This window comes from Actinoallomurus sp. NBC_01490, from assembly GCF_036227085.1.
Lineage (GTDB): Bacteria > Actinomycetota > Actinomycetes > Streptosporangiales > Streptosporangiaceae > Actinoallomurus > Actinoallomurus oryzae.
This window is the reverse complement of record NZ_CP109433.1, coordinates 4,734,346-4,754,325: the sequence shown is the minus strand read 5'-3', so window position 1 is coordinate 4,754,325 and position 19,980 is coordinate 4,734,346. Positions and strand designations below refer to the sequence as shown.

The window sequence follows — 19,980 nt, the reverse complement described above, 5'->3', positions numbered from 1 at the left end:
CACTATAGGACCCAAGTCAACCCCTACTTCGGTCTTGTGTTGCAAAGATCACACCCTTACGGTGCTAAGAGTTCACTTCGTGAACATGCGGTTCGGATGACACCGATCGTGGTGGCTGAGGAACCGCGGGTAGCCAGCCGCAGACCTCGGAGACGCCGATGTCCACACCGTCACACGCAGCAGTGCCGCATTCCGCGGCATCGGACGACGCTCGCCCCCACCCGTCACACGGTCCGGACATGGCCAAGGTGCGCGCCGCGGTACGCGGCGGCGCGCTCGCCTACTTCGTCGACCAGTTCGACATCTACCTGCCGATCGTCGTGCTGGCCCCGGCGACGGTCTACTTCCAGTCGGCGTCTCTGAGCGCGAGCACGACGGCCCTGTTGTCGTCGCTGGTGTTCGCCTCGACGCTCATCGGCCGCCCGCTCGGCGCGCTGATCTTCGGTCACTTCGCCGACACGGTCGGGCGCAAGCGCACGACGCTGGTCGCGGTCGGCGGCTTCGGCACCATCACCCTGGCGACCGCCTGCCTGCCGGGCCACGAGACGATCGGGACGTGGTCGGTCGGCCTGCTGATCGCGCTGCGGTTCGTCGACGGGATCTTCCTCGGCGGCGAGTACACGACCGCGGTGCCGCTGGCGATGGAGTGGAGCCCACGGCACAAGCGCGGCCTCTACGCCTCGATCATCACCTCGACCTCCCCCGGCGCGTACGTCGTCATCGCCGCGATCACATTGCTGATGCTGCAGCTGCTGCCCTCCGCCGGGCTGCACAGCTCCTACGTGCAGTGGGGCTGGCGGGTGCCGTTCCTGGTCGGCGCGCTGCTGTCGGCCCTGTTGTTCCGCTTCTACCTCAAGCAGGTGCACGAGCCCCCGGCGGAGCTGACCGGCGAGCGGCACAAGCTGCCGTTCGTACGGCTGCTGGTGCGGTACCCGAAGGCGCTGGCGCAGGTGTTCGTGCTGATGACCGGCACGTGGCTCGCGACCAACATGGAGGCCGCCGTGATACCCGCGCAGCTGAAGGCGCACCTTCTGCTGTCGAGCAAGCAGGTCACGCTGACCATGCTCGTGATCAACGCGGCCGCCGCACTGGCCTATCCCCTCTTCGGCATGCTGTCCCAGCGCATCGGGCGGCGGCGGTTCTACATCGGCTACGGGCTGTCGGTCCTGGTGATCGGCGCCGGTTCCTACTCGCTGCTGATGGTCTCCGGCGGTGGCTTCGGCGCGGCGCTCGGCTGGGCCGTCCTGATCGGCGTCTTCACCGTCGGCACGTTCGGTCCGATCGCCGCGTACCTGACCGAGCGGTTCCCGGCGAGCATCCGTTCGACCGGGTACGGCGTCGGTTACAGCCTCGCGCTCATCGCGCCGGCGTTCTACCAGTTCTATCTGCGGCAGTTCGACGGAGTCGTCTCGGCGCATCTCGCCCCGGCCGTCCTGATCGCGCTCGCCGGCGCGCTGATCAGCCTCGGCGGCTTCCTCGGCCCGGAGACCAAGGACGTGGACATGACCGACGACGACACGATCCCGGCGCTGTCTTGACCCTTCTGGAGACGACGGTCGGCGGCCTGGTCACCGCCAATCCGGTGTGGGTCGGTTCGTCCGAGCTGACCATGACGCTCGACGGGCTGATCGCCTGCGTCGACGCGGGCGCCGGCGCGGTGGTGGCCAAGTCGGTGAACGAGAGCGCCGCCGCCCGGCGCCGGCTGGACATCGCGGACTACGCGTTCGTCTCCGGCGCCGGGCGGGTACGGCCCGCGGGCGCGGCGCGGCGCGGCGCGGCGACGGCCTGCTGAACCGCTCCGGGCTCGCGCAGGTGGACCTGGACGACTGGCTCGCGGTACTGGCCGCCGCCGCCCGGCACGGTGCGCCGCGCGGTTGCCCGGTGATCGGCAGCATCACCCTGGCCGACCCCGTCGCGGCCGCGCGTATCGGTCGCCTGATGGCGGGCGTGGTGCCCGCCGTCGAGCTCAACGTCGGCGCACCGCACGGCCGCGAGGCACCCGCCGTGCGCCGGCTGACCGAGGCGGACGCGGTGCACGACGCCGTGCGGGTCGTACGCGACGCCGTCGACGCACCGCTGTTCGTCAAGCTGCCCGGGCAGGCGTCCGACGTCGTCGCGCTCGCCCGTGCCGCCCGGTCGGCCGGCGCGGACGCCGTCGGGCTGGTCGGGCGTTACCCGGGCTTCCTGCCCGACCTCGACGGCGGCGCGGTCCTCGGCTTCTGGGGCGCGTGGGGATCGCCGGCGTGCCTGCCGATGAGCCTGTACTGGGTGAGCAAGGCGCGTACGGCGCTCGGCCCCGGCGTGCCCCTGATCGGGACCAACGGCGCGCGCACCGCGACCGACGTGCTGCGGTTCCTCGCTTCGGGCGCTCGCGCCGTCGAGGTCGTCACCGCGCTGTGGACCGGCGGACCCGCGGTGCTCGCGGAGCTGGTCGCCGGGGCCGACGCGCATCTGCGGCAACGCGCCACGACCCGCGGTGGCGGCCTGGAGGAGTTCGTCGGCAGCGCGCTCGCCGGAGCGCGCGAGTACGCCGACGTCCCGCCGATGCGGTCGCCCGCGTGGCTGCCCTACACCGCGCGCTGGTCGAGGTCGTCGGGCCGGTAGTGGCCGCCGAGTTCGCGGGTGAGCTCCCGCGCGGTGTCGACGACGATCCGTAGCTCGGGAGCGTCGTCGGACATCGACAGGGTGTTGTCCGGGCCGACGATGGCGATGGTGGCGCAGATGCCGTACTCGTCGAAGACGGGCGCCGCCACGGCGACGACGCCCGGGGTGCTCATCGCGGAGCAGTGGCCGACGGCGCGGACGCGTTCGACGTCGGCGCGGAGCTCGTCCCGCGCCGGGCCGGGAAGGTTCGCCGTCAGCCGTTCCATGGACAGCTGGTCGACGTGGTAGGCGAGGAAGATCTTGCTCTGCGCCGTGTCCAGTGGCAGGTGGCTGCCGACCCGTACGGACACGATGACGGCGGTGGAGACGTTCTCCTCGACCCGGGAGACCACCGGGCCGGTGAGGCCCCAGAGACTGAGCACCACACTGGTCTGCGTGGCGCGCGAGAGCGCCTGCATGTGGCGCGGAGCGAGGTTGACGACACGGCGGCGGCCGATGGCGAAGGCCCCCAGCTGCAGCAGCAGCCCGCCGGGCACGTAGCCGCCCTCGGCGCTGCGTTCGAGCAGACCGGCGGCGACGAGTGACGTGCAGTAGCGGTACGCGGTCGTGCGGTTGAGGCTGAGCCGCTCGGCGACCTCGCCGGCGGTCACCTCCGGCGTGGCCGGGTCGAACAGCGACAGGATCTGGCTGACCCGGCTCACCGCCTGGATGTCCGCCTGGTCGCCGCGGTCCGCGCGGGCAGCGTCCGGCGACCTCGTCGGTTTGGTCACGGGAGCCTCCGGCGGACGATCGTAGAGAGCCTGGCGGGCGTGTTCACCAAGTGAACACGCGTGTCAGGCTACGTCAACTTGACTCGGCCCTGAAGGGCCGGGCTTGGAGGTAGCTCCCGGCTGGCTGCCGGGTGGGCTCCTCCGTCCAGACACCGCTATGGGGTGGCAGGGACGCGTGACTCACGCCCCGCGGTCCACACAGCCTCGCCCTTGCGGGCGATGTTGCGGGAGGCGTTGCGGTCCGCGTGGGCAACGACCCCGCAGTTCCGGCAGCAGAACACCGATTGGCTGACCCGGTTCTTGTCGTCGATGTGGCCGCACTCGCTGCACTGTTGTGAGGTGTAGGCCGGATCGACGAAGACCACGGGCACACCGGCCCGCCGGGCCTTGTAGACGATGAAGTCTGCGAGCTGGGCGAACGCCCAAGAATGCAGCGCGACCCGTTGGGGCTTGCGGAGCCGTACCCTCTGCCGGATTCCCTTCAGGTTCTCCAGGGCGATCCCGGATGAGGTGCGTTCAGCCTCGGTCACGATCGTCTTGGCGATGATGTGGTTCTGGTTAGCGGCATGGCGCTTTTCCCTACGGCTGCGCTTCTTCAGCAGCCGCTTGGCGGACTTGGTGCGCTTCTTCTGAAGCTTGCGGCGCAGTTCGAACTGCCGCCTGCGATGCCGGTTGAGTCCCCGCCCGGCCGCCTGGTAGCCGGTCGAAGTGGTCGCGATGGCGGCAATGCCCAGATCCACACCGATGAACCGCCCGGGCTCATACCGCTCGGCCTCGGGCACCTCACACGTGGCGATCAGATAGAACACCCCATCACGCCGAATCAGGTCCGATTCACCCTGCCGGTGCTCCTGCAGCGCCTTGAGCGCACCCGCCGAGCACGCGAACCGGACGTTCTTCACCCGGCCCTCGACGGTCCACACCGACACGGTCCCGGCGTCGTACCGCCACGACAAACACCGGTCGTCATACGGCTGCGCGGCCTCAGGACGGAACACAATCGGCTTCGTCTCCGCCTTGACGCGACGACGAGAGCCCGGCCTGCCGAGATTCCCCGCGCGAATGTTCGCCTTCAACGCGGTGTAGGCGTCACGGACCTTCTTGATGACATGCTGGGCGGCCTGCGCCCCCAGGCCCCGCGACTTCAACTCCGCATAGGTGTGCTTGCGCAGCTCGTACACGTGCGGCACACCGCGCTCGAACGCCACGACCGATACCCAGTTCGCCGCCTCGTTGACCACGTGCAGGGTCCGCTCAAGCGCCAGCGCCTGCCCGGCATCCGGCATGAGCTTTACCTGCACCACGATCTTCACAGAAGGTAACCGTAGCGTTCTTTTACGTTACACGACGTGGGATTACCGATAACCACGGCGGCCACAAACGTCGCACCCCTGCGCACGCATTTGGTCTCCCGCGCCCCAGCACCGGTTCAGGCGCACCGTCCGCGGAGGTCACTTGGCGAGACGGACGCTGTGGACGACCTTGTCCATGTCGGCGTCGCTGAGGGCGCCGTGCTGGCCGGTGTGGACGTAGAGGACGAAGAGGAGAGAGCCGTCGCCATCTGTCGGCAGGCCGACGATGTGGATGGTCGTGCCCGTCGAACCGCAGTTGTCCTTGTCCGGTGCCATCGTGACGCGGGCGGTGATCTGATCGACCCAGCCGCCGCTCTTGAGCTTCATCTTCTGCGGGGTGCCGATGCTCTGCCGCGCGGAGCCCTGCTCGCGCGCGGCGGCCTTCGCCCACCGGCGGGCGCCCTGGAGTACGGAGTCTCTGACCCTGTCCACGTCCGACGCGCGGAAGCCCGCCCCGCCGAGCCTGCACTCGCCCTTCTTGGACTCCGCGCTGTAGTCGACGGCGGTCTCGGGGACGCCTTTGCCGGTGCCGTCGTCCAGGCCGATCATGCTGCCCTCGCCGTTGTCCTTCCAGTCGGCGGGCACGTCGTACGACAGGCCGTTGCTCTGGGAGGCCACGATCACCCGCCAGCCCGGCACGGTCGGCGGGTACCGGTTGTCCAGCGTCGGCGTCGCGGTGGGGCTGGGAGTCGGTGACGGCGGCGGTGCGGGCGTACGGGCCGCGGTCGGGTGCTCGCCGCCGCCGCCGGCGGTGAGGACGATGACGACCGCGCCGACGATCACCAGGACGGCGACCACCGCGACCACGGCGATCAGCGGACCCCGGCCACGGCGCGGCGGCGGCATCGGAGGCGGGAACCCCGGCGGTCCGCCGTACCCGCCGCCGACCGGACCGGCTGGACCGGCCGGACCGCCCGGGCCGCCGGGCGGGGGGAACGGCGGTCCTCCGGGAGTGGACCCCTCAGGTGGCGGTGCTCCGTAGACCACGAACTCTCCTATCCGGCTGCCGGGGACGCCGCGTGACGCGGACGACCGTACGCCGAGCGGATCATGTCGCATGCCCCACTTCGCCGGGATGTGACCGATGCAGCGCTCGGACTCCTGGGTTCCGGTCCTTGGACTCCTGGATCACCGCGGCGGTTCCGGCGCACCGGCCGCGAGCCCCTCGTTACGTGCCGGCGGTGGCCGTGGCGTTCATCAGGTCGGCGGCGCTCTGCTGGCGGGCGGCGTCGGTGGAGTCCAGCGGGCCCGCCCAGTGGTATCCGTACTGGTCGAGCGGGTCGCGGTCGTGGGCGTAGGCCACATCCGCCTGCCGCTTCAGGTACGCGGTGTACGGGTGGTCGCCGAGCGCCCTGTCGAGCGCGGCCAGCCCACGCGCGTACACGCCCTTGAACGACGGCCCGTCGGCTCCGCCGCTCGACTGGGGCTCGCCCGGGTCGGCGAGGATGCCGTTCGGGTTCAACGTCGGGTCGGTCGTGGAGGCGTCGGCGAGCGCGCGGGCGGAGGTGAGCACGCCGGAGTCGCCGGTGGCCCGGTACAGCTCGGTGAGGCCGTTCAGGATGACGCCCTGGTTGTAGGAGTAGACGGGCTGCCCGTTGTTCCCGCACGTCGACAGGTCCAGGCCGTCGTTGATCAGCTGGGCGGAGTTGATCATTCCGGAGGCCTTGAACCAGGACCACTCCTTCTTCGCCAGGTTCAGGTAGGCGGTGTCGCCGGGGATGCGGTTGTGCAGGGCGGCGGTCAGCTGCAGGTACAGCTCGTTGGCGATGGCGTTCTTGTAGTCGCGCTGGGTGCGCCAGTAGACGCCGCCTCCGCAGACCGAGTCGGTGTAGGAGGTCATCCAGTCCGCGTCGGCGCGGGCGGTGTTCAGGTAGCGGGCGTCGCCGGTCAGGTCGTAGGCGTCCACCCAGGCCAGCCCCCACCAGCCGGTGTCGTCCAGGTAGTCGTTGCGGAACTGCCCGCCCTGCGCGGAGAGGTTGGCGTCGTACGTCGTGGCGACCGCGTACTTGTAGCTGCCCATCCCGCTGACCCGGACGTTGTCGATGATCGCGGTCAGCGCGTTCGCGGAGTTCCACCAGCCGGTCGTGGCCCACAGGCCCGTGCCGTTGTCGTAGAACTCCATCAGCGCGGTCGCCGCGGCGGTCGAGCGGGTTCCGGCGTTCCAGGTCGTACGCGCCCACGGTGTGCAGGCGATCTCGGCGCGGTCGCCGGCCTTTCCGCAGGCGCGGACAGCGCCGACGCCCCGGTTGTTCCAGTCGTCGACGTTGTACATGAGGGTGCGCCAGCCACGCCCGCCGCTCGGGACGGTCGTGTCGCCGAGCCTGCTGCCCTGGCTCCAGCTCCGGCCGCCGTCGAACGAACGGTCCAGCCACACCTCGTCGCCCGGACTGCCGTTGTCGATGCTCCCCCAGGCCATGTCGTCGGCGTCGTCGAAATGCACGACGATCCGCCGCGAGTAGATGGTCGCCTGGACGGGCGTACGGTCGCCGGCGGCCAGCGCGGGGTCGCGGCCGTCGCAGTACTTGTCGCAGACGGAAGCGGCGGCCCGCGCGGGAACCGCGACGGTCACCAGGAGCGCGACGGCCGGAAGCAGGCAGAGGAACCGGACGAGGGACCTGCTCCGCAGGAAGAGCAATGACGGCATGACTGACTATTGACGACAGAATTCGTCAAGTCAATGGCCGAAAGCGGCGCCCGCCTGCCGCGCGCGCCGGCGTCCGGGGCCCCGACGGCATGCCAGAAGCTCGCGATCCGGGCAGGACGCCACCCTGAGCTGCACATCCCCGTCGAACCCCCAATTTGGGTCAGACCAAAGACTCCTGGCAAGATACGCCGATATTGCAGATCTGTCCCCTTGGCCGATGGAGGATCCGGTAGGTGTCGAACTCGAGTGCCACGGCGGACAACGCACCTGCGGTCCGGGTCCTGCGCCACGTATGGATCCCGCTGGCGGACGGCACGCGCCTCGCCGCGCGCATCTGGATGCCGGCCCACGCCGAACGCGAGCCGTGCCCGGCCGTCCTCGAGTACATCCCCTACCGCAAGAACGACTTCACCGCCGTACGCGACAACAGCCTCCATGCGCACTTCGCGCGTGCCGGGTACGTCTCCGTGCGGGTCGACCTGCGGGGCAGCGGCGACTCCGACGGCCAGATGCAGGACGAGTACGCCCCGCTGGAGCTCACCGACGGGGCCGAGGTCATCGGCTGGCTGGCGAGGCAGCCGTGGTGCGACGGGAACGTCGGAATGATCGGCAAGTCGTGGGGCGGCTTCAACGGCCTGCAGATCGCCGCGCTGCGGCCGCCCGCGCTGAAGGCCATCGTCACCGTCTGTTCGACCGACGACCGCTACGCCGAGGACGTGCACTACACCGGTGGCGCGCTGATCGCCTCGGAGATGCTGCCGTGGGCCTCGACCATGCTCGCCTTCAACGCGCGGCCACCGGACCCCGCGGTCGTCGGCGCCGGCTGGCGCGAGCAGTGGCTGCGGCGAATGAACGCCACCCCGCCCTACGTCGAGGAGTGGCTCGCCCACCAGGAGCGCGACGCGTACTGGAGGCACGGCTCGGTCTGTGAGGACTACGGCGCGATCGAGGCGGCCGTCTTCGCGGTGGGCGGCTGGTACGACTCCTACTGCGGCGCCGTGCTGCGCCTGCTCGAAGGGCTCGACGCTCCCGCCCGCGGCCTTGTCGGGCCGTGGGCGCACACCTACCCCCACCAGGGCCTGCCGGGGCCGGCCATCGACTTTCACGCCGAGGTCGTCCGGTGGTTCGACCAGTGGCTGCGGGGCCGCGACACCGGCGTGATGGACGAGCCGGCGCTGCGCGCCTGGATGCCCGAATGGGCGGCACCCGGAGCCGACGCCGACGAACGGCCCGGACGCTGGGTCGCCGAGGACTCCTGGCCGTCACCACGCGTCACCACGGGCGAGTACCCACTCGCCGGCGAGAGCCTCGGCCCGGCAACCCGCACCGACCCGCGACGCGACGCCGAGGTCCCGCTCACCAGCCCGCGCACGGTCGGCGCGTACGGAGGAAGCTGGCTGCAGTTCGGCGACGCCGCCGGGCAGTTCTCCCCGCAGGGCGCCGACGACGGCCTGTCCCACACCTTCACCTCCGACCCGCTGACGGAGCGGGTGGAGATCCTCGGCGTGCCCTCGGCCGGCCTGCGGGTCAGCGCCGACCGGCCGGCCGCCCTCCTCGCCGTACGGCTGTGCGACGTCGCGCCGGACGGCTCCTCGCGGCTCGTGACACGGGGACTGCTCAACCTCACCCACCGCGACGGGCACGAACGGTCCCGGCCGCTCGAACCCGGCCGGGCGTACGACGTGACGGTGCCGATGATCGCGACGGCGCACGCCTTCGCCCCCGGCCACCGGATCCGGGTCTCGGTGTCGGCCGCGTACTGGCCGCTCGCGTGGCCCTCGCCGGAACCCGTCACCGTGACCCTGCTCCCCGCTGGGCCCTCAGCACTGCACCTGCCCGAACGCCCCGGCCGGGCCGAGGACGCGCGGCTGCGCCCGTACAGCCCGCCGCTCGCCGACCCGCCCGCCCCGCTCCGGCAGGAGCCGGGCACGTCGGGGCGCACGGTCCACCACGACCCCGTGACGGGCCGGATCGAGATCACCCTGCGAGGGGACGACGGCCACTTCACCGACCTCACCGACGGCGGCTACCGGCGAGCGGACGCGGTCGACCGGTTCACGCTGACCGAGGGCGACCCCGCGTCGGCGCTCGTGGAGTGCGAGCGCACCGAGGAGATCGGCCGCGGTGAGTGGCGCACCCGGGTCGTCACCTACAGCCGGATGAGCGGTGACGCGGAGGCGTTCTCGGTGAGCAACAGCCTCACCGCCTACGAGGGGGACGAACGCGTCTTCCACCGGACCTGGAACGCCGTCATCCCGCGGACGGGAGTCTGATGAGGCGCCGGACCTTTCTGACGGGCGGGCTGCTCGTCGCGGCCGGGGCCGCCGTCGGCTCCTCCGCCTGGTCGGTGGCCGGCGGCGGGCCCGCGATCACCATCGGCTCCAAGGAGTTCAGCGAGTCGTGGGTGATGGGCGAGTTGTACGCGCAGGTGCTGACCGCCCGCGGGTTCCGGGTGGCCCTCAAGTCCAACGTCGGCAGCGCCACCCTCATCGACCGTGCCGTACGCAGCCGGGAGCTCGATCTGTACCCCGAGTACACCGGCGTGATCCTGCAGAGCCTGGCGACCGCGCAGAACCTGCCGGACACCGCGCAGGGCACGTACGAGGCGGCCAAGCGCTTCGAGGAGACCCGCGGGCTGACCCTGCTCGCGTCGACGCCCTTCCAGAACCGCAACGCCGTGGCCGTGCGGAGTGCGGACGCCCGGCGTCACAACCTGCGGACCATCGCCGACCTGGCACGGCTCGGCGACATCGCGTACGCCGAGTATCCGGACAACATCACCGGCCCGCTCGGCTACGACGCGATCGTCAAGGCCTACGGCCTGCACCGGATGAAGGTACGGCCGCTGAACATCGGCCTGCAGTACCCGGCGTTGCAGACCGGCAAGGTGCAGGCCGCCGACGTGTTCACCACCGACCCGCAGCTGCGCCACTACGACTTCACGATTCTCGAGGACGACAAGCACGTGTTCGGCTTCCAGAACGTGGCGCCGGTCATCCGCCGGCAGCTGGTCGAGCGGTACGGAACCCGGCTGACCGAGCCGCTCGACCAGGTCGACGCGCTGCTCACCGAGCCGGCGATGCAGGCGCTCAACGAGGCCGTCGCGATCAAGCGCCTCAGCCCGGCCGAGGTGGCCCGCCGGTTCCTCGCGGCCAACCACCTGACGTGAGCCGCGTCTCGCGCCTGCCGGCCGACATACACGAACGGAGAGGACCTGGTGACTCCTCCGCTCCCTGGAGGAAGCGGCTTCTCGCTAAGCCGCTTGCGCGGCGTCGCGAAGAGCAAGCCCTGCCCTGAGGATGTTGATCGCCGCGTTGACGTCCGCATGCGCGGTATGCCCGCATGCGATACAGGCGAAGGCGGCTTGGGTGACGCGGTTGTCCGTCGCACAGTGCCCGCAACGGGCGCACGTGCGGGAGGTGTTGGCGGGGTCCACCGCGATCAGCTTTCGACCGGCGCTTTCAGCCTTGTGCGACAGGATCGTCAGGAACACCCCCCAACCCGCGTCCAGGATGCTCCGGTTCAGGCCGGACTTTTGTGCGACATTCCGGCCGGGGGCCTCGATCGTGCCGGACGCCGAGCGGGTCATGTTCGCGATCCGAAGGTGCTCGTGCACGATCAGGTCGTAGTCGCGGACCAAGGCGAGCGCAGCCTTGTGCGCGCCGTCCAAGCGCTGACGGCGCGCCTTCGCGTGCAGCGCCGCCACCCGCGCGACCGCCTTACGGCGGCGCTTCGACCCGCACTTCTTTCGGGCAAGGTTCCGCTGTGCCCTCGCGAGACGTTCGGCGGACGCTGCCAGGTGGCGCGGGTTGTCCATATGCTCGCCACTGCTGGTCGTCACCAGCGACGCCATTCCCATGTCCAGTCCGACGACCGCGCCGGTGGCGGGCAGAGTATCGGTGGGCACGTCCTGGCACGACAGGACCACATACCAGCGGGAGCCCTCCCGCTTGACGCTGATCGTTTTCACTCGACCGCGTACAGGGCGGTGTCGATGGACCCGTACGTGCCCGATCCCTTGCAGGCGGACGAAGGCGGCAGTGGGATGCTCCGGCTGCGAATCCCAGCGGCAGCCGTCGCCGTCCTTAGGCCAGGTCACCGTGTCGAACCACCCCCGCCCCTTGAAACGGGGGAACCCCGGCGTGCGGCCTTCGCGGACCCGCGTGAAGAATGCGGTGAACGCCTTGTCCAACCGGCGGAGCGTAGCCTGCTGGGAAGAGAACGACCACCGGCCCTGACCGTCCGGGTCCTCGGCCCGGATGGGCTTCATCTCGCCGGACTGATCGCCGTAGCGGACCGTCACCCCGGCCCTGCGGTAGGCGGTGCGCCTGTGTTCCAACGCCGCGTTGTACAGCTGACGGTGGTCCTCCAGGCAAGCCACGAGCGCGATCTGCTGATGCCGGGTCGGGCGCAGCAGGAACTTGTACGCCTTACGCACCGTGACCTGCTTTGGGCCCCTCATCCTACGTCTCGACGCAGCGCTGCACCGTCTGCGGTGAAACTGCGCCAGCCGTGGCCGGATACTCGTCCAGCCTGGTACGGATCAGCTCCTCCAGGTGTGTCTTCGCCCGCCCCGGACAGGGGGCGGCGGCACTTCCGTCACTACACGACGTGGTACTGCAGGCGTACACCGCGCCTGGGCGGTACGCAGCTGACGAGTCACTCCATCATTAAACGCCAGCGCTCATTGACAACACTAGGAACAGAAATTTCTGATGCGTGGACCTGACAGATCACCGCATGCTCCGGCTTGTGCCTGGACGGCCCTCCCTCTTCCGTTTTTTCCCTCGCTCCAAGGCGACAGTCCACTCCGGAGGACCTGATGGCGAACCAAGGGCACAGCGCGGCCGAGATCGTCTTCGACCGGGCGACCAAGGTGTACCGGGGCGCCCCGGCCCCCGCCGTGGACGCGCTGTCGATGACGGTACCGGCCGGGGAGATCTGCGTGCTGCTCGGCCCGTCCGGCAGCGGCAAGACGACCGCTCTGACCATGGTCAACCGTCTGGTCGAGCTGACCTCGGGTGACATCCGCATCGACGGCGTCAGCGTGGGCGAGCAGGACGCCACGGGCCTGCGCCGCCGCATCGGCTACGTCATCCAGCAGATCGGGCTGTTCCCGCACATGACCATCGAGGAGAACGTGGCCACCGTGCCACAGGTCCTCGGCTGGAAGCGCGACCGCGTCCGCGACCGCGTGCGCGAACTGCTCGACCTCGTCGGACTCCCGCCCCGGGAGTACGGCGGCCGCTATCCGGCTCAGCTGTCGGGCGGGCAGCGTCAGCGGGTCGGAATCGCCCGGGCGCTCGCCGCGGACCCGCCGGTGATGCTCATGGACGAACCCTTCGGCGCGCTCGACCCGATCACCCGCGAGCGCATTCAGGATGAGTTCCTGCGGCTGCACGAGCAGGTCCGCAAGACCACCCTCTTCGTCAGCCATGACATGGACGAGGCGGTCAAGATGGGCGATCGCATCGCGATCTTCCGCGAGGGCGGCCACCTGGTGCAGTACGACACGCCCGAACGGATTCTCACCGCTCCCGTCGACGACTTCGTCGCCCGCTTCGTCGGAGCCGACCGGGGGCTGAAGGCACTCACCCTGCGGCGTCTGGCCGACCTCACGCTGGAACCCGCGGGCGCCGCACCGGACACGGCGCCGCTCGCGGCCACGGAGACCCTCCACACGGCCCTGTCCGCCCTGATGGCGTCCAGTGCGGACCGGCTGCCCGTCGCGGACGGCGACGGGCGCGTCGTCGGAACCGTGACCCTCGACCTCATCCGCGCGGAGGCCGGCCGGCCGTCGCCGGACGAGGACCACCGGGCCGGACCGGACGCCGGCCCGGCCGACGGGGAGGTCGCATGATCCTCGCCGCCGGACCCCATCCGGTGATCCCCGACTTCGGGCACGTCAGCCGCTGCGTCCAGGACAACGGCTTCTTCTGCGCCGACTGGTTCACCGCCAACTGGGACAGCGTGTTCTGGCCCGCGCTGGTCGAGCACGTGCGGCTCACCGTCATGGCGGTGGGAATCGGTTTCGTCCTGGCCTTCGCGGCGGCCCTGCTGGCCCACTTCAAGGGCTGGCTGGAACGGCCGGTCGGCGGGTTCACCGCGTTCCTGTACACGATCCCGCCGCTGGCGCTGTTCGAACTGCTCGTGCCGGGCACCGGCGTCTCCGTGCTCACCGTGGAGATCGCGCTGGTCGCCTACACGCTCATGGTGCTGTTCAAGAACACCCTGACCGGCCTTCGCGAGGTGCCGCCCGACGTCCGGCGCGTCGGTGAGGGGATGGGGCTGACCCGCCGGCAGATCCTGCTGCGGATCGAACTCCCCCTGGCGATCCCCTCGATCCTCAGCGGCCTGCGCGTCGCGACCGTCACGACGATCAGCACGGTCGAGATCGCGGCGTTCATCATCGACCAGGGGCTCGGGTCGCCGATCCTGCAGGGTCTGCAGTCGCCCTTCAACACCCAGTTCGTGGCCGCCGGCGCCCTCGCCGTCGCGCTCGCGCTCGCCGCGGACGGTCTGATCGTCCTCGTCGGCCGCGTGCTCACCCCGTGGACTCACGCGCGGAGGGCCGTCTGATGCACACCTTCCTCGACAGCTTCACCTTCATGGGCGGGCATCTCGGTCTACTGCTCGGCAAGGCCTGGAGCCATCTCGTGCTCTCCGCGGCGGCGTTCGCGGTCGCGCTGGTCATCGCCGCCCCGCTGGGCGTCTGGCTCGGTCACCGGCGCAAGGGAGGCTTCATCGCGATCAGCGTCTCCAACGTGGGACGCGCACTGCCCAGCCTCGCGCTCATCGCCATCTTCCTCGGCCTGCTCGGCATCGGGTTCACCAACGTCGTCGTCGCGTTGGTCATCATGGCGGTGCCGCCCATCCTCACCAACGCCTACCTCGCGGTGGAGCAGGTGGACACCGACCTCGTACGGGCGGCTCGCGGCATGGGTCTCACCTCGTGGCAGATCCTGTTCCGCATCGAGTTGCCCCTCGCGCTGCCCGTGCTGTTCACCGGTATCCGCATCGCGGTGGTGTACGTCATCTCCAGCGCCACGCTGGCCGCGGTCGCCGGCGGCGGCGGTCTGGGCGACATCATCCTCAACCAGGTCGCCTACGGCCTCTCCGGCGTGATCGCGGCGGCTCTGTGGGTCGCGGTGCTCGCCCTCGTGGCGGACGCGCTGCTCGGCGGGGTGCGCAAGCTCCTCACTCCGCGCGGAGTCCGGCACCTGGACGACGGCGGCGGCTCGCCGGACTGACCGCGTGAGAAGGCCGGGGCCGTCATCGGCCCCGGCCTTCCTCGGCTACCGGGTCAGCCGGCCGCGATGGCGAAGATGCCGATCGAGCCCCGGCTCAGGGACGACGGCAGCGTCACACTCGCCACCGTCTTTCCACTGCTGATCGGGATGGTCTGGGCGAAGACGTACGTCTTGACGTTGTCCTTTCCGCTCGTGTGGTTGCGGTACGCGGCGGTCGCCGCGATCACGTTGCCGAACTGCGGGGTGCCGCTGCCCGCCGACAGCGTCCAGTCGCTGAAGCCGAACGAGGCCGTGGACGTCGACCCGTCCGTGTACGTGATCGTCGCCGTGCCGGTCGAGCCGTCCGTGCCCGCGTTGTACGCGCTGCCCAGGAAGCCCAGCTTCGTCGCTCCCGCGGGAGCGCTCACCGGGACGGTCTGGCCGCCCACCGTGATGTTGTCCGGTTTGCCGGCCGGAGTGTCGGGCCAGGTGTAGGTGAGCCCGCCCGCCGTCACCGAGGCGCCGGGCGCCAGGCCCGCCGCGGTCAGGGCCTGCTCGGAGTAGCTCCAGCCTCCGCCGTCATAGTTCGCCGAGGAGGTGGCGCTGTCGTCGCTGATGCCGGTGTTGTCGAAGAACGGGCCCAGATCGCCCGGCTTGGCCACGATGACCGACAGCGACACCGGGAGGATCTTCCCCGCCGCGCTGGTCAGCGTGAACTTCACCGGATAGTTCCCATCGACGTCGCCGGCCGCCACGGTCACGTCCGCGCTCGCGCTGCCGTCCGGTGACACCTTGAGCGTCCCGCTCGACGGGCTGACCGTGACCCCCGACGGCGCCGAGGCGGTCCACTGCACCTGCTGGTCGGCCGAGGCGACCGAGGTGACCTTCAGCGTCGTCTTCGACGACTCGCCCGGCGAGAGGATCAGGGACGACGGGCTCGCCGAGCCGGTGGCGGCGAACGTCGGGCCGTACGACGGCGGGGCGTTCTCCGCCCCGGTCCCCCAGGACGTCTCCGCCGTGCTCATCTTCCAGTCGAGCGTCGCGCCCTTGGCCAGCGTCGAGAAGGGCACGTACAGCTTGCTGTTCGCCCTTCCGTTGATCTTCATGGACTTGACGTAGTACTCCGACGGCGAGGCGCCCGGAGCGTTGATCGTGATGGTCTTCCCGCTGGGCAGCGAGATGGTGGCCTTGGGGAAGCCGGGGCTGCCGAAGACCAGCGTGTCGCTGCCCGGGTTCTCCGGGTACATCCCCAGCATCGCCCAGACGAACGCGGAGCTGTTGGCTCCCAGGTCGTCGTTGTCCGGCAGACCGGACGGACCGGGCAGGTAGAGGCCGTACCGCAGGGTGTTGGCGGCCTGCTGAGCCCCGGCCGGGTCGTTCGCGTAGTCCAATGCGTACTGCTCACCGAAGCTGAACTCGTTGGACAGCTGGGCGTACTCGCCGTACCCGTCCGGCCGGGACAGGAACTTGCGCAGCGCCGGCTTGACCTTCGACGGGCCGCCCAGGAGCGAGAACAGACCGGCGTAGTCGTTCGGCACGTCCCACAGGTACTCCTCCGCGCTCCCCTCGATATAGTGGCTGGTCGTCGACGGCGTGATGCCGCTCAGGAACGCGCCGTTCTTCAGGCGCGGCGTCAGCAGGCCCGTCGAGGTGTTGAAGACGTTCGCCCAGTTGTTCGCCCGGTCCTGCAGCTTCGCCGCGTTGGCGGAGTCGCCGAGGGACGCCGCGAAGCGCGACAGCGCGAAGTCCGCGTTGTCGTACTCCAGGAGCGAGGACACCTGGGCGTGCGGGTTGCAGCAGCCGTACGTCCCGTCTTCGGGCATGTAGCCGTACTGCTCCTCCAGCGCCTCACCCGGCCGTACGTCGTTGACCGAGAAGGCCTGCTTGAGCATGTCGGCCAGCGCCGTCTTGGTGTCGAAGTCCTTCGCGCCGAACGCGTAGTAGTCGGCGATCAGGGCCGTGCCCGGGTCGCCGGCCATCACCCAGTTGTCCAGGTGCAGGTAGCCCCACTGCTGGATGATGCCGTTCTCGGCGTAGTAGTTGACCTGGGACTGCGCCTGGTCGCCGGCCTCCTTCGGCGTCAGCATCGCCTGCAGCTGGGCGAGTGAGTGGTAGGTGTCCCAGCCGGAGTACATGCCGTACTGCTGCTTCTGACGCCCCGACACCGAGTGCACCTTGACGTCGGAGCCCATGAACTGGCCGTTGACGTCACTGGTGATGTTCGGCTGGAGGAAGTCCTTGTAGAGCAGGCTGTAGAACTCCTGCGTGGTCGACGCCTGGCCGCCGGAGACCTTGATCCGGCCCAGCAGGGTGTTCCACGACCGCTGCGCGGCATTCTTGACCGCGTCGAAGTTCCAGCCCGGGTTCTCCGTACGCCAGTTCAGGTTCGCGTTGTCGGCGCTCACGTACGAGATGCCGACCTTCGCCTGGACCGTCGGGGTCTTGGTGGCGTCGAACCCGACCGACACCGCCTGCGGGCTCGAACCCGATCCCGTGATCACTTTCGACGTGGTGAACGGGTGGTCGAAGACGATGTCGAAGTACACCGTGTACGGGTGCGAGTCGCCGCAGAAGCCGCCGCTCGTCTCCGAACCCTTGATCTCGTTGTCGCCGACGATCTGGCCGCTGGTGGCCGAGACGGGGTTCTGGCTGTCCATCAGCTTGATGAGGAAGCCGGCCTGCGTGGTGGAGGGGAAGGTGAAGCGCCCCATCGCGCTGTGCGGCGTCTCGGTCAGCTGCGTGGTGATGGTGTCGGGCAGGTTGCTCTGCGCCGAGTAGTACCCGGCCTGGGCGACCTCCCCGGCGTTGGTGAACGCGGTGGTGGCGTCGTTGGGGTCGCCGCTCGGCAGGTCACCGGTGATCGGCAGGATCGGCACGTCCTGGGCCGCGCCGCAGCCGGGGCCGCTGACGTGCGTGAGGCTGTAGCCGGTGAGCTGCTCGTCGCCGTAGTTGTAACCGCCGCCCGCGTTCCGGTGCGGCATGGTGTCGGGGCTCCACTGGATCATCCCGTACGGCACGTCGGCGCCGGGGAAGGTGTTGCCGCCGCCGGTCGTCCAGGTACGCGTGTCGACGAGCGTCGCGGGGTCGCTCACGGACGCGAGGGTCGAGGTGTCCTTGGCGGCCTTCGGCAGGGCCTTGGCACTCAAGGGTTTCGGACAGTCGATCAGACGCCCGTCGGCCGCCTTGGCGCAGGTGACCGTACGGGCGTTGTGAAGCTGGGATCCGGTGCTGGGTGAGGGTTTCGGGCCCTGCGCCATGGCAGGAAGGCCGCTGCCGAGGACCGCTGCCGTGGCGAGTGCCACCGCGGTCGCCAGGCGCGCCGCCGGTCGCCTCATGTGCTCCCCTTTCGATTAATGACAACGTTGTCAACCTCCGGCATCGTGATCCTTAGCCCCAAAGCGGTCAATCCGTAACGGTTAAAGACTGTCGTAACGGCCAAAAGCGGACAGGGGGCTGGACACAGGTCCGGAGACGCACTAAGCGAGCGCGTCAGGCGGCACGGCGTGAGCTCTCCGGCACGCGGTCGTCAGGGGGCGGTGCGCGGCAGGCCCTGGAAGGCCCGGCCGACGGCCGTCGGCGCACCCGCCGCGGTGAACAGGCCCGTGCCGCCGTCCTTGGTGGCCGGCAGGGCGAACCAGGCGTAGCGTTCGACGCCGCGCAGGCCCGCGAGCATCGCGGTCGCGGCCTTGAGGAAGGCCGCCTGCTCCCGCCCCGAGGGGTACACCTTGGGCGTGCCGAAGCGGATCAGCGCGAACTCCGTCAGCCAGATCGGCTTGTGGTAGCGCGCGTACACCGCCCGCACGTAGCGGCGAAGCCGGGCGACGGCGTCCGACGTGTCGAAGTCCGTGCCGTACCAGTGCAGCGCGATGAAGTCCACGCGGTAGTGACGGGCGGCCGCGCCCTTCATGAACTCATCCAGCCAGCCGCCGGGCTTGTCTCCGTCCGCCGCGACCGCCGGGCTGCCGAGCCGCATCCCGGTGCGCATGAGCTTCGGCCACAGCGCGAGCGCCTGAGCGGGCGTCATCTCCGCCTGGCCGGTCCAGTCGGGTTCGTTGAAACCGAGGAGGGTACGGCCCCGCGCCTTGACCTGGGCGAGCGTCGCGGTCGTGACCGAGCCGGCGCCCCAGATCATCGGCACGAACTCCACGCCGCGCGGCGCGGTGATCCCCGTGCTGTCCGCGCCCCAGTCGTAGTACCAGCAGGCGCTGGAGGCCCTGAGCGCCGGGCTCACCCCGCCGGTCTTCCACGTGGCGACCCCTTTCAGGCAGGAGCCGCCACTGCGCGTGATCGGCGGGTGGCCCTTGGGCACGAGCGCCGGCGCGGCCGGGGTCCGCTCCGGCCGGTGCGTCGGGTCGGCGGTGGCCGGGGAACTGGCGGCGACGGCGGACCGGGAGGCGGCGGCGGAGCGTTCGCCGCCCCGGCCGGTCGTGGCGAAGCCCACGAGTCCCGCGACGGCGCCGGCGGCGAGGGGCACGGCGATCAGAGTTTTGACCGGCAGGCTCCGCGACTTCGTGGCGTGCCACGCCCGGGTGCCGACCGCGCCGGGACTCGGGTGCGCGAGAGCCGGGGGGACGGGGACCAGCGGCAGGGAGGCCAGCAGCCGTTCGGCCGGGATCAGGTCCGAGGACCGGTCGGAGCAGCCCGTACACCCGCGGATGTGCCGGGCGAACCGCTTGCGCCACAGCGGCGCGGGCCGCCCGTCCCAGTCCGCCGCGAGCGCCGCCAGGCCGGCGCACCGGTCGCGCTCGCCCAGCACCCGCACCACGGCGCGGCCGAGGTCGAGGCGTTCCTTCATCCGCTGCACGCGCACCGCGACGTACGGACCCGGCAGGCCGAGCGCGGCCACGAGGTCCGCGCGTTCGAGCAGGCCGCCTTCCTCCAGCCACCACAGCGACAGCAGTTCACGGTCGCCGGCGTCCAGCCACCGGGTCGCCTCGGCGATCTCCTTGCGCCGGCCGGACAGGCTGAGCCGCAGGATCGTCGCCTCGGCGAAGTCGGCGCCCGGGTCGGCCACCTCGGGAACGTCGTCGAGCGGGGTCACGGGCGGCCGGGACCGGTGGTGGTCGCGGATCTGACGGATCGCCACCGCGACCAGCCAGGAGCGGAATGAGCGCGGCTGCCGGAGGCCGGAGACGTCGCGCAACGCCCGCAGGAGCGTCTCCTGCACGACGTCGTCCACGTCCGCGTGGCCGTTCAGCGCCCGGCCGACGATGTTGTAGAGGAGCGGCAGGCACCCCGAGGCCAGGTCGGCGAGCGCCCGTTCGTCACCGCGCTGGGCCGCACGGACCGTACGGACGCCGGGAAGCGGGGGTGCCACGGTCTTGGACTCTTTCACAGACAGGAGACGCGGCCGGCGGACACCGGATAACGGTTTTCCGCCG

The 19,980-nt window shown here is 70.4% G+C and carries 15 protein-coding genes; 8 read left to right on the top strand and 7 right to left on the bottom strand.

Annotation, left to right across the window (positions count from 1 at the left end; all coding sequences use genetic code 11):
• Window positions 1–239 precede the first annotated feature (239 nt).
• From OG417_RS22600 to OG417_RS22590, 3 genes are read left to right on the top strand one after another with little or no spacing between them, the layout of a single operon-like run.
• Window positions 240–1,538, top strand: a complete 1,299-nt coding sequence (locus OG417_RS22600) for an MFS transporter (protein WP_329259448.1) — start codon at window positions 240–242, stop codon at window positions 1,536–1,538.
• A complete protein-coding gene (locus OG417_RS22595) occupies window positions 1,535–1,792 on the top strand; it encodes a hypothetical protein (protein ID WP_329263192.1) in 258 nt (85 codons plus the stop codon). The genes OG417_RS22600 and OG417_RS22595 overlap by 4 nt, the downstream gene beginning before the upstream one ends.
• Window positions 1,786–2,604 (top strand): hypothetical protein, encoded by an 819-nt coding sequence (locus tag OG417_RS22590; protein ID WP_329262466.1) that lies wholly within the window; start codon window positions 1,786–1,788, stop codon window positions 2,602–2,604. The genes OG417_RS22595 and OG417_RS22590 overlap by 7 nt, the downstream gene beginning before the upstream one ends.
• Here the strand turns inward: OG417_RS22590 and OG417_RS22585 are convergent.
• From OG417_RS22585 to OG417_RS22570, 4 genes are all read right to left on the bottom strand, one after another.
• Entirely contained in the window at window positions 2,568–3,374 is an 807-nt protein-coding gene (locus OG417_RS22585) for an IclR family transcriptional regulator (protein ID WP_329259445.1), read from the bottom strand. The genes OG417_RS22590 and OG417_RS22585 overlap by 37 nt on opposite strands.
• 155 nt (window positions 3,375–3,529) lie before the next feature.
• Window positions 3,530–4,687, bottom strand: a complete 1,158-nt coding sequence (locus OG417_RS22580) for an RNA-guided endonuclease InsQ/TnpB family protein (protein ID WP_329259442.1) — start codon at window positions 4,685–4,687, stop codon at window positions 3,530–3,532.
• Window positions 4,688–4,825: 138 nt separating this feature from the next.
• The gene (locus OG417_RS22575) at window positions 4,826–5,785 is read right to left on the bottom strand and encodes a hypothetical protein (protein WP_329259439.1); all 960 of its coding nucleotides are present in this window, start codon (window positions 5,783–5,785) and stop codon (window positions 4,826–4,828) included.
• Between the two features lie 109 nt (window positions 5,786–5,894).
• The gene (locus OG417_RS22570; RefSeq protein WP_329259437.1) at window positions 5,895–7,370 is read right to left on the bottom strand and encodes a glycoside hydrolase family 76 protein; all 1,476 of its coding nucleotides are present in this window, start codon (window positions 7,368–7,370) and stop codon (window positions 5,895–5,897) included.
• A gap of 233 nt (window positions 7,371–7,603) precedes the next feature.
• Here OG417_RS22570 and OG417_RS22565 point away from each other — a divergent pair, with 233 nt between their 5' ends.
• Window positions 7,604–9,643 (top strand): CocE/NonD family hydrolase, encoded by a 2,040-nt coding sequence (locus OG417_RS22565; RefSeq protein ID WP_329259435.1) that lies wholly within the window; start codon window positions 7,604–7,606, stop codon window positions 9,641–9,643.
• Window positions 9,643–10,539 carry an ABC transporter substrate-binding protein gene (locus OG417_RS22560; RefSeq protein WP_329259433.1) on the top strand — a complete coding sequence of 299 codons (897 nt, stop codon included), beginning with the start codon at window positions 9,643–9,645 and terminating at the stop codon, window positions 10,537–10,539. The genes OG417_RS22565 and OG417_RS22560 overlap by 1 nt, the downstream gene beginning before the upstream one ends.
• An 84-nt stretch (window positions 10,540–10,623) precedes the next feature.
• Here the strand turns inward: OG417_RS22560 and OG417_RS22555 are convergent, their stop codons facing one another.
• Window positions 10,624–11,808 carry an RNA-guided endonuclease InsQ/TnpB family protein gene (locus tag OG417_RS22555; protein WP_329259431.1) on the bottom strand — a complete coding sequence of 395 codons (1,185 nt, stop codon included), beginning with the start codon at window positions 11,806–11,808 and terminating at the stop codon, window positions 10,624–10,626.
• Window positions 11,809–12,192: 384 nt separating this feature from the next.
• Here OG417_RS22555 and OG417_RS22550 point away from each other — a divergent pair, with 384 nt between their 5' ends.
• Genes OG417_RS22550 through OG417_RS22540 form a run of 3 tightly spaced genes read left to right on the top strand, consistent with a single transcriptional unit; the run spans window position 12,193 to window position 14,620 of the window.
• Window positions 12,193–13,230 carry an ABC transporter ATP-binding protein gene (locus OG417_RS22550; RefSeq protein WP_329259428.1) on the top strand — a complete coding sequence of 346 codons (1,038 nt, stop codon included), beginning with the start codon at window positions 12,193–12,195 and terminating at the stop codon, window positions 13,228–13,230.
• Window positions 13,227–13,949, top strand: a complete 723-nt coding sequence (locus OG417_RS22545; protein ID WP_329259424.1) for an ABC transporter permease — start codon at window positions 13,227–13,229, stop codon at window positions 13,947–13,949. The genes OG417_RS22550 and OG417_RS22545 overlap by 4 nt, the downstream gene beginning before the upstream one ends.
• Window positions 13,949–14,620, top strand: a complete 672-nt coding sequence (locus OG417_RS22540; protein ID WP_329259422.1) for an ABC transporter permease — start codon at window positions 13,949–13,951, stop codon at window positions 14,618–14,620. The genes OG417_RS22545 and OG417_RS22540 overlap by 1 nt, the downstream gene beginning before the upstream one ends.
• Before the next feature lie 53 nt (window positions 14,621–14,673).
• Here the strand turns inward: OG417_RS22540 and OG417_RS22535 are convergent, their stop codons facing one another.
• Window positions 14,674–17,934: a GH92 family glycosyl hydrolase gene (locus tag OG417_RS22535; RefSeq protein WP_329259419.1), complete on the bottom strand. Its 3,261-nt coding sequence runs from the start codon at window positions 17,932–17,934 to the stop codon at window positions 14,674–14,676.
• 191 nt (window positions 17,935–18,125) lie between these two features.
• Window positions 18,126–19,916: a sigma-70 family RNA polymerase sigma factor gene (locus OG417_RS22530; protein WP_329259416.1), complete on the bottom strand. Its 1,791-nt coding sequence runs from the start codon at window positions 19,914–19,916 to the stop codon at window positions 18,126–18,128.
• Window positions 19,917–19,980: the final 64 nt, after the last annotated feature.

What these genes read in the sequence shown, in the direction of transcription:
- OG417_RS22600 (WP_329259448.1), top strand. Translation starts at nt 240, where the DNA reads ATGGCCAAGGTGCGCGCCGCGGTACGCGGCGGCGCGCTCGCCTACTTC.
- OG417_RS22575 (WP_329259439.1), bottom strand. Translation starts at nt 5,785, where the DNA reads ATGCGACATGATCCGCTCGGCGTACGGTCGTCCGCGTCACGCGGCGTC.
- OG417_RS22570 (WP_329259437.1), bottom strand. Translation starts at nt 7,370, where the DNA reads ATGCCGTCATTGCTCTTCCTGCGGAGCAGGTCCCTCGTCCGGTTCCTC.
- OG417_RS22560 (WP_329259433.1), top strand. Translation starts at nt 9,643, where the DNA reads ATGAGGCGCCGGACCTTTCTGACGGGCGGGCTGCTCGTCGCGGCCGGG.
- OG417_RS22550 (WP_329259428.1), top strand. Translation starts at nt 12,193, where the DNA reads ATGGCGAACCAAGGGCACAGCGCGGCCGAGATCGTCTTCGACCGGGCG.
- OG417_RS22545 (WP_329259424.1), top strand. Translation starts at nt 13,227, where the DNA reads ATGATCCTCGCCGCCGGACCCCATCCGGTGATCCCCGACTTCGGGCAC.
- OG417_RS22540 (WP_329259422.1), top strand. Translation starts at nt 13,949, where the DNA reads ATGCACACCTTCCTCGACAGCTTCACCTTCATGGGCGGGCATCTCGGT.
- OG417_RS22535 (WP_329259419.1), bottom strand. Translation starts at nt 17,934, where the DNA reads ATGAGGCGACCGGCGGCGCGCCTGGCGACCGCGGTGGCACTCGCCACG.